This is a genomic window from Streptosporangium sp. H16, assembly GCF_051918855.1.
Taxonomy (GTDB): Bacteria; Actinomycetota; Actinomycetes; order Streptosporangiales; family Streptosporangiaceae; genus Streptosporangium.
Genome location: NZ_JBPXMD010000045.1, coordinates 36,579 through 44,321, shown reverse-complemented (window position 1 = coordinate 44,321; position 7,743 = coordinate 36,579). Strand labels below are relative to the sequence as shown.

Here is a 7,743-nt window from a genome sequence, read left to right as displayed (position 1 = left end):
ACCCTGCGCCTTAACCCACTCCTTCACATTCACTCACGCATCCTGATACATGCTCCACCACCAACTGCTTCCAACCCCTCGCGGCCTACGAGACGAGGTGTCCCGGCACGGCCGCGCGGGTCACGGCGGCGGCGGTGGTGGTAGTGGTGGTGGTGGTGGTGCGAAAGCGTGCCCGGTAGGTGGTCGGGGCGACGCCCAGGGTGTGCTGGAAGACGCGGCGCATGGTCTCCGCGGACCCGAAGCCGGACTCCTCGGCCACCCTCTCCACGGGGTTGTTCCCCGCTTCGAGGAGAGCCTGGGCGGCCTCCAGCCGTATCGACTCGAGGTAGTGCCCCAAGGTCGTCCCCGTCTCGCGGCGGAAGAGCCTGCTGAGGTGGCGGGCGCTGACACCGGCGTCACGAGCCAGGGACTCCAGGCTGTGCGGGGCGGCCGGGTCGGCCACGACGGCGTCCATCACGAGCCGCAGCACCGGGTGCGCCGCCTCACGCGGGGCCAGGCGGGCGCTGAACTGGGACTGCCCTCCGGGGCGGGCCATGAAGACGACCAGCTCGCGGGCGACGTCGCGCGCGAGACCGGCCCCGTGGTCGGCCTCGACCAGGGACAGTGCCAGGTCGATGCCCGCGGTGACGCCGGCGGAGGTGACGACGTGGCCGTCCCTGACGAACACCGGGTCCGGCTCGACCCTCACCCGGGGATAGGCGGCCGCCAGCTGCGCGGCGAGCCGCCAGTGGGTGGCGGCACGCCGTCCGTCGAGCACGCCCGTCTGCGCCAGCACGAAGGCCCCGGCACACACCGAGGTGACCCGCGCCGAGCGGCGGGTGAGCTCCGTGACCAGGGCGAGCAGATCCTGGTCGGCCACGGCCCGCCGCCAGTCGTGGCGGCCGGGGACGACGACCGTGCCCAGCCGCGCGGGCAGGCTCTCCAGGGCTCCGTCCACCCCGATCCGCACTCCGGAGGAGGTGCGCACGTCCGCGCCGGACGGGGAGACGACCCGTACCGCGTAACGGGCGCCGAAGCCGTTCGCCGTGGTGAGGACCTCGGCGGGACCGGTGACATCCAGCAGCTGCACGCCGTCGAAGGCCACCACCGCGACCACGTGGTCCGCCCGCCGGCGCGAGGCTACTCGGCCCACGGGGAGTCCAGGATGGTGCGCACGAAGTCCCCGCGCACGAAACCGGGAACGTAGCGGGCGAGCACGTCGGCCTTCACGTTGCCGAACGTGGTCTGCGGCTTGTGCCGGATCCCCTCGGTGAAGGCGTCGAGGATGCGCCGCTTGAAGTCGGGGCGCGGGTGCAGGGCCACGATCGCCGCCCGGTCGGCCTCGCTGATGTCGTGGTAGCCGATGCCCAGCACGTCGTACTCGACCCCCGCCGTCACCAGTGCCACCTCCGGCTCCATGAACTCGGGGATGCCCGGGGTGGTGTGCAGGGCGATCGCGGTCCACACCCGGCGGACGCCGTCCTCGGGCACCTGGCGCTCCCGCAGGAAGCGGCGGGCCTCGTCGGCGCTGTCGACCTCGAAACGCCGCCCGCTGCCGTGGAAGGGCTCGCCCAGGCCCAGGTCGTGGAACATGGCCGCGACGTAGAGCAGCTCGGGGTCGAAGCCCAGATCCCGGTTGCGCCCCTGCAGGGCGCCGAAGAAGTACACCCGGCGCGAGTGGTCGTAGATCAGCTCGCTCGCGCTGTCGCGTACCAGCGCGGTCGCCTCCCTCGCCAGGGTCGAGTCCGGCACCCGTATCCCGGCCGGTGCGGAAAAGTCCCCGATCATCGCCATCACCCCTGCTCACGTCGCCTGCCGGCCCTCCGGCGGCACCTCCAATCTACGAACCGCCCAACCGCGGCGCCATGGCCGTAGGGCCCTACAACCCACAGATACGGACATCGGCCGGAATGGTCTTTCGGAAAGGACCGACCCGGATCCCGGCGCCAGAGACGATCTTGGAAACGGTTCGGTGACGGCGGCTTCTCACCCCGGTCGGGGGCTGTGGCGTGCCTGCTCGCGCCTGCCGGGCGGCGGCGTTCAGCGCGTGATCGCCCAGTCCGGCGCCCAGGTCCCGGCGGCGCCGTGGCCGGCCGCCGCGGCGGCGAGGTGGGCGCGGAGGGTGGCCAGCCCCGGGTGGGGGTTGTCGCGGTGCCACAGGAGCGAGTGCGGGTAGACGGGCGTGGGGCCGGTCACCGGGATGCGGCGCAGGCCGTGGCCGGCGGGCCAGACCAGGCGGGTCTGCTCGCCCATGAAGGTGGCCAGGGCCGGGGTGTCGGCGACGGTGTCGAGGAGCGCGTCGGAGCCGAAGTTGGGGCCGGTCGCCTCGATGGTGAGGCCGAACTCGGCGACGAGATCGTCGTAGTAGGCGGCCCACTCGGTACCGGGGACGATGCCGGGCATCCAGATCCGGTGCCCGGCGAGCTGGGCGACCGTCACCGACCGGGCGCCCGCCAGCGCGTGGGCGGGCCCGGTGAGGAGCTGAAGCGCCTCGTCGAGCACCCGGACGGACTCGATGCCCTCGGGAAGGGGCCGGCCGGGCGCGGCGACGGCGCGGAAGGACGCGTCGATCGCACCGGACCGGATGGCGGCGAGGGCCTTCTCGATGTCGAACAGCATCACCACGTCGAGCTCGATCTCGGGGTGCGCGCGGTGGAAGCCGCGCATCAGGCCCGACTGCGCGCTGCGCGAGGTGATCACGTCGACGCGCAGCGGACGGCTGCCGGCGCGCACGGACGCGACCGCGCGCTCGGCGGCCCGGAGCAGCTCGCGGGCGTGGGGCAGGAACGCCTGCCCGTCGATGGTGAGCTCGGCGCCGCGCGGGGTGCGGGTGAACAATCGCACGCCGAGGTCGCGCTCCAGCGCGGCGATGCGCTTGGAGACGGCCTGCTGGGTGACCGCCAGCTCGGCGGCGGCCTCCTGGAACTGCCCTGCGTCGGCGGCGGCGACGAAGGTCCGTACGGTCTCGAGGTCCATGCGGACACCCTATGAGTACAACCGCTGGTTGTGGCCGGGTGGCCTGTAGTTGTTTGATCCCCGGCCATGGGGCTCGCTTTGATGCTTTTCGATCGCGGATCGGTTGTGTGGATGAGTGACGAGGGGCGTCGAACATGAGGAACGGGCACCGGTTGGGGCGGCGGTTCGGGTGGCTCTGGGGGGCGTACGGGACCAGCGCGCTCGGTACGTGGCTCGCCTTCGGCGCGTTCCCGCTGATCGCGATCCAGGTGCTGCACGCCGGCCCTGCGCAGGTCGCGGCGTTGTCCAGCGTGGGGGCTCTGGCGGGCGCGGCCGTGGCGGTGCCGCTCGGCCCGTGGGGGGAGTTCCGCCGCAAGCGGCCGGTGCTGATCGGGATGGACCTGGTGCGGTTCGCGGCGCTGCTGACGATCCCCGCCGCGTTCGCGCTCGGCGTGCTCTCCTTCGTCCAGCTCCTGCTGGTCTCGGTCGTCGTCGCGGCGGCCGACATCACCTTCCGCGCCGCCTCCGGCGCGTACCTGAAGACGCTGCTGCCGGTCGAGGACCTGCTCGTCGCCAACGCCCGGCTCGAGTCCACGACCTGGACGACCACGATCGTCGGGCCGCCGCTGGGTGGCGCCGCGATCGGGCTCCTCGGCCCGGTGGCGACGGTGGTGGCCGACGCGGTCAGCTACCTGCTCTCGGCCCTGGGCATCGGCGCGACGGGCGGCCGGGAGCCGCGGCCCGAACGCCGAAAGGCCGCGCGCATGCGGGCCGGGGACCTGCTCGACGGTTGGCGGTACATCCTCGCCGACGCGACGCTACGCCGGCTGTTGGTCAACACCGCCTTGTTCAACGGCCTGGTGATGGCCACCGGGCCGCTGCTGGCCGTCCTGATGCTCGGCCGGCTCGGGTTCGCACCCTGGCAGTACGGCCTCGCCTTCGCCGCCCCCGCGATCGGCGGGCTGCTCGGTTCGCGACTGGCCCGGCCGCTCGTCACCCGGTTCGGACAGCACCGGGTCCTGGTCGTGGCGGGGACGCTGCGCGCGCTCTGGCCCGTCGGCCTGGTCTTCCTGGGGCCGGGCACCGGGGGGCTGCTGCTGGTGATGGGCGTCGAACTCGGGCTCATCTTCTGCTGCGGGGTCTTCAACCCCGTCTGCGCCACCTACCGCCTCGAGCGCACCGCGACCGGCCGGGTCGCCCGCACGCTGTCCGCCTGGGCGGTGACGACCAAGGTCTCGACCGCGCTCCTGACCGCCGTCTGGGGCGTGCTGGGCGGCGTGCTCGGCCCGCGCACGGCCATCGGCCTGGCCGGCGTGCTCCTGCTGGCGACCCCGCTGCTGCTCCCCCGGCGCGCCGCGGCGCCCCTGCCGTACGACCGGATCGTCCTCGATCGGCGACGCTCGTGACCCGCCGCCGGGTTTCACGGCGGGCCCACGTGACGCGCCCGCCGGTCAACCCCTTCCAGGCCGGCCGGGTGCCCGCCTCGTCTTCGCCGTGTCATGGTCGTGTCACGGCCTTGCCGACGGCCGCCGTCATCGAGAAACGGTGACATGCGGCGGACGACGCGCGCACATCCGGTGCCGATCGTGGTTCGTCATGAACGAGCCACGCACGATCCCGCTTCGGCCCCGTGACCGGCTGTATGCCGCGGTCACGCTGGTACTCGCCGTGTTCCTGCTGCCCGCGGCGTTCGCCCGCCATCCCGGCCGTGCCCGCGAACTGGCCTGCCGCTGGGCGTTGCGGGTGCGATTCCCCGCCGAGGACCTCACCGGGCTCACCGACGGCGCCCTGGCGGCGTTCACCGCGGCGCGCGCCCGGGCGCTCTGGCGTCACGGCCAGCTCATCGGCCTCACCTCGGGGTACCGCGATCCCCACGTCCAGCAACGGATGTTCGACGAGGAGGTACGCCGCTCCGGCTCCCCGGCGTCGGCGCGCATGCTCGTGCTGCCACCGGCAGAATCCTCCCACGTCAAAGGCATCGCGCTGGACGTGCGCCCCCATGAGGGCGCGCGCTGGCTGGAGGAACACGGCGCCCGCTACGACCTGTACCGCATCTACGACAACGAGTGGTGGCACTTCGAGTACCGCCCGGACAGGGGCGGCAGGCCACCACGACGACGGCCCCACCCCGGCGTGGGCCAGGCCGGCGAGCACCCGGACCGGCCGTAGCCCACAGGCGGCCCACGGGCAGCCCCGAGGACGGCTCGGCCGTGACACAACCATGACACGGCGCTGACGAGGCGGGGACACGGTCGGCCGACAGTGGACGGGGCCGACCGGCGCCTGTTTCCCAGCGACGGGTCCGGCTGTCTCCGTGCCACCGAGGAAGGCTGATCGATCGTGACCGAACGCGTACGCGTGGCCGTGCTGGCGGGCGGGCCGTCCGCCGAGCACGAGGTGTCGCTGCAGTCGGCGCAGGCCGTGCTCAACGCCCTGCCGAGGGATCTGTACGAGCCCGTCGCCGTCATCATCGACCGGCGGGGCAGGTGGCCGGTGGAACTGCGACGCGATCTCGTGGACGTGGTCTTCCCCGTGCTGCACGGGCCGTTCGGCGAGGATGGCGTCGTCCAGGGTCATCTGGAGACGCTGGGCATCCCGTACGTGGGCTGCGGCGTCATGGCCTCCGCCGTGGCCATGAACAAGGTCGCGATGCGGCGCGCGTTCCTGGCAGAGGACATTCCGCTGACCCCACATGTGTGGTTCACCGAGTACGAATGGGGCACCACCACCGACCACTGGGGCCTGGTGAAGTCGCTCGACTGGCCGATGTACGTCAAACCGGCCGGCATGGGCTCCTCCATCGGCATCTCACGCGTCACCTCCATGGAGGAGCTGCGCGCGGGCGTGGAGCTGGCGCTCACCTACGACCGGGTGGTCGTCGTCGAGCAGGGCGTGACCGCGCGCGAGATCATCTGCGGCGTGCTCGGCGGCTACGACACTCCGGACGCCTCGGTGCCCGGCGAGCTCATCGTGCCCGGCGACTGGCTCGACTACGAGGCCAAGTACCTCAGCCGGGCCGAGATCGCCGCCATCCCCGCCGCGCTGCCGGAACGGGTGGCCGAGGACGTGCGCGAGCTGGCCCTGCGCGCCTTCCGGGCGATCGGCGGCTACGGCCTGTCCCGTGTCGACTTCCTCTACGAGGAGGACACGGGACGCCTGTACGTGCTGGAGATCAACACCATGCCCGGCTTCACCTCCCGTTCGGTCTACGCCAGATCGTGGGCCGCGAGCGGCGTCCCGTACCCGGACCTGCTGCGCCGCCTCGTCGACCTCGCGTTCGCCAGGAGCGGCTCATGATCCCCATGACGCTGAGCAGGATCGCGCGGGTCGTCGGCGCGAGCCTGCATGACGTGCGCGACCCGCGGGCACAGGTGACGGCGCCCTCGGCGGTCGACTCCCGCGAGGTGGTGCCCGGCGGCCTGTTCGTCGCGACGGCCGGCGCCCGCGTCGACGGCCACGACCACGCGGCCGGCGCCGTCGCGGGCGGCGCCGTCGCCGTGCTGGCCTCCAGGCCCGTCGGCGTGCCCGCCCTCGTGGTCGAGGACGTCCAGCTCGCGATCGGCCTGCTGGCCAGGCACCTGCTCGAACACATCAGCCCGGCCGTGATCGGCCTGACCGGCTCCGTGGGCAAGACCACGACCAAGGACCTGCTGGCCCAGGTGCTCGAACGGCACGCCGCGACGGTCGCCACCGACAGGTCGTTCAACAACGAGCTCGGGCTGCCGCTCACCGTGCTGCGCGCCGATGCCGCCACCCGGTACCTGGTGCTGGAAATGGGTGCGGGCCGCAAGGGCGACCTGACGTACCTGACCGGGCTCGCACCGCCCCAGGTCGGGCTGGTGCTCAATGTCGGCACCGCGCACGTGGAGCGGATGGGAACCGGGCCGGCCGACGTGGCCGAGGCCAAGGGCGAGCTGGTCGAGGCACTTGCGGCGGACGGGTTCGCACTGCTCAACGCCGACGACCCGTACGTCATGGGCATGGCCGGCCGCACCAGGGCCCGGATCCTGTTGTACGGCAGGTCGGCGAAGGCGCAGGTGCGGGCCGAAGACGTGCGGATGGCCGACCGCGCGCGAACCGCGTTCGAGCTGGTGACGCCCTCCGGCCGCGCCCCGGTCGAGCTCGACCTCCTGGGCGAGCACCAGGTGGGCAACGCCCTGGCCGCCGCCGCCGTCGCCACCGCGCTCGGTCTGGGCGTCGCCGAGATCGCCGACGGGCTGAACGCCGCCCGGCGGCGCTCCGCGGGCCGGCTGGAGATCGTCGAACGACCTGACGGCATCACCGTCGTCGACGACGCCTACAACGCCAGCCCCGAATCCATGCGGGCCGGGCTGCGGGCGGTGAAGGCCCTGGCCGGCACCCGTCGTACCGTCGCCGTGCTCGGCGCGATGGGGCAGCAGGCGGACGCCTCCCGCGCCCGGCACGCGGAAATGGGCCGGCTCGTCGCCGACCTCCGCTTCGACGTGCTGATCGCGGTCGGGGCAGGGGATCCGCTCGCGATGGCGGAGGCGGCGGAGTCCTCGGACCAGGGCGTGACCGTCCACACCGCCGAGGACGTGGCCGAGGCCCTCAGGCTGGCCACCGCGCTTCTCGAACCGGGAGACGTGGTGTTCGTCAAGGCCTCCAGCGAGATCGGGCTCGGTGCCTGCGCCCGCGCGCTGGCCGGCGCCTGACCGCCGGCGCGTCGCCGAGGGGCCGGGCGAGTCGGCCGAGTCCGCGCCGACGCACCGCCTGGCCGGACCCGGCCGGGCCGGGGGCGGCACCGCCGCCGTGACCGCCACCGTGACCGGCACCGACCGGCCTGCCGGC

The 7,743-nt window shown here is 73.3% G+C and carries 7 protein-coding genes; 4 read left to right on the top strand and 3 right to left on the bottom strand.

Translation table 11 applies throughout. The annotated features are described in order from the left end of the window. Positions 1 to 85 precede the first annotated feature (85 nt). From ACTOQ2_RS39560 to ACTOQ2_RS39550, 3 genes are all read right to left on the bottom strand, one after another. Entirely contained in the window at positions 86 to 1,132 is a 1,047-nt protein-coding gene (locus tag ACTOQ2_RS39560; protein WP_440106477.1) for a GlxA family transcriptional regulator, read from the bottom strand. After that, positions 1,120 to 1,767, bottom strand: coding sequence for an HD domain-containing protein (locus ACTOQ2_RS39555; RefSeq protein ID WP_440106475.1), 648 nt, complete (start codon positions 1,765 to 1,767; stop codon positions 1,120 to 1,122). The genes ACTOQ2_RS39560 and ACTOQ2_RS39555 overlap by 13 nt, the downstream gene beginning before the upstream one ends. A gap of 252 nt (positions 1,768 to 2,019) precedes the next feature. Further along, positions 2,020 to 2,955: a LysR family transcriptional regulator gene (locus ACTOQ2_RS39550; protein ID WP_440106473.1), complete on the bottom strand. Its 936-nt coding sequence runs from the start codon at positions 2,953 to 2,955 to the stop codon at positions 2,020 to 2,022. Positions 2,956 to 3,089: 134 nt separating this feature from the next. Here ACTOQ2_RS39550 and ACTOQ2_RS39545 point away from each other — a divergent pair, with 134 nt between their 5' ends. The 4 genes from ACTOQ2_RS39545 (at position 3,090) to ACTOQ2_RS39530 (ending at position 7,607) form a co-directional block, all read left to right on the top strand. Then, positions 3,090 to 4,340 carry an MFS transporter gene (locus ACTOQ2_RS39545; RefSeq protein ID WP_440106471.1) on the top strand — a complete coding sequence of 417 codons (1,251 nt, stop codon included), beginning with the start codon at positions 3,090 to 3,092 and terminating at the stop codon, positions 4,338 to 4,340. Positions 4,341 to 4,530: 190 nt separating this feature from the next. Continuing rightward, positions 4,531 to 5,103 carry a D,D-peptidase/D,D-carboxypeptidase VanY-N gene (gene vanY-N, locus ACTOQ2_RS39540; RefSeq protein WP_440106469.1) on the top strand — a complete coding sequence of 191 codons (573 nt, stop codon included), beginning with the start codon at positions 4,531 to 4,533 and terminating at the stop codon, positions 5,101 to 5,103. A 171-nt stretch (positions 5,104 to 5,274) separates the two neighbouring features. Further along, positions 5,275 to 6,231, top strand: coding sequence for a D-alanine--D-alanine ligase family protein (locus ACTOQ2_RS39535; protein WP_440106467.1), 957 nt, complete (start codon positions 5,275 to 5,277; stop codon positions 6,229 to 6,231). Further along, on the top strand, positions 6,228 to 7,607 hold the full coding sequence (locus ACTOQ2_RS39530; protein ID WP_440106465.1) for a UDP-N-acetylmuramoyl-tripeptide--D-alanyl-D-alanine ligase: 1,380 nt from the start codon (positions 6,228 to 6,230) through the stop codon (positions 7,605 to 7,607). The genes ACTOQ2_RS39535 and ACTOQ2_RS39530 overlap by 4 nt, the downstream gene beginning before the upstream one ends. Positions 7,608 to 7,743 lie beyond the last annotated feature (136 nt).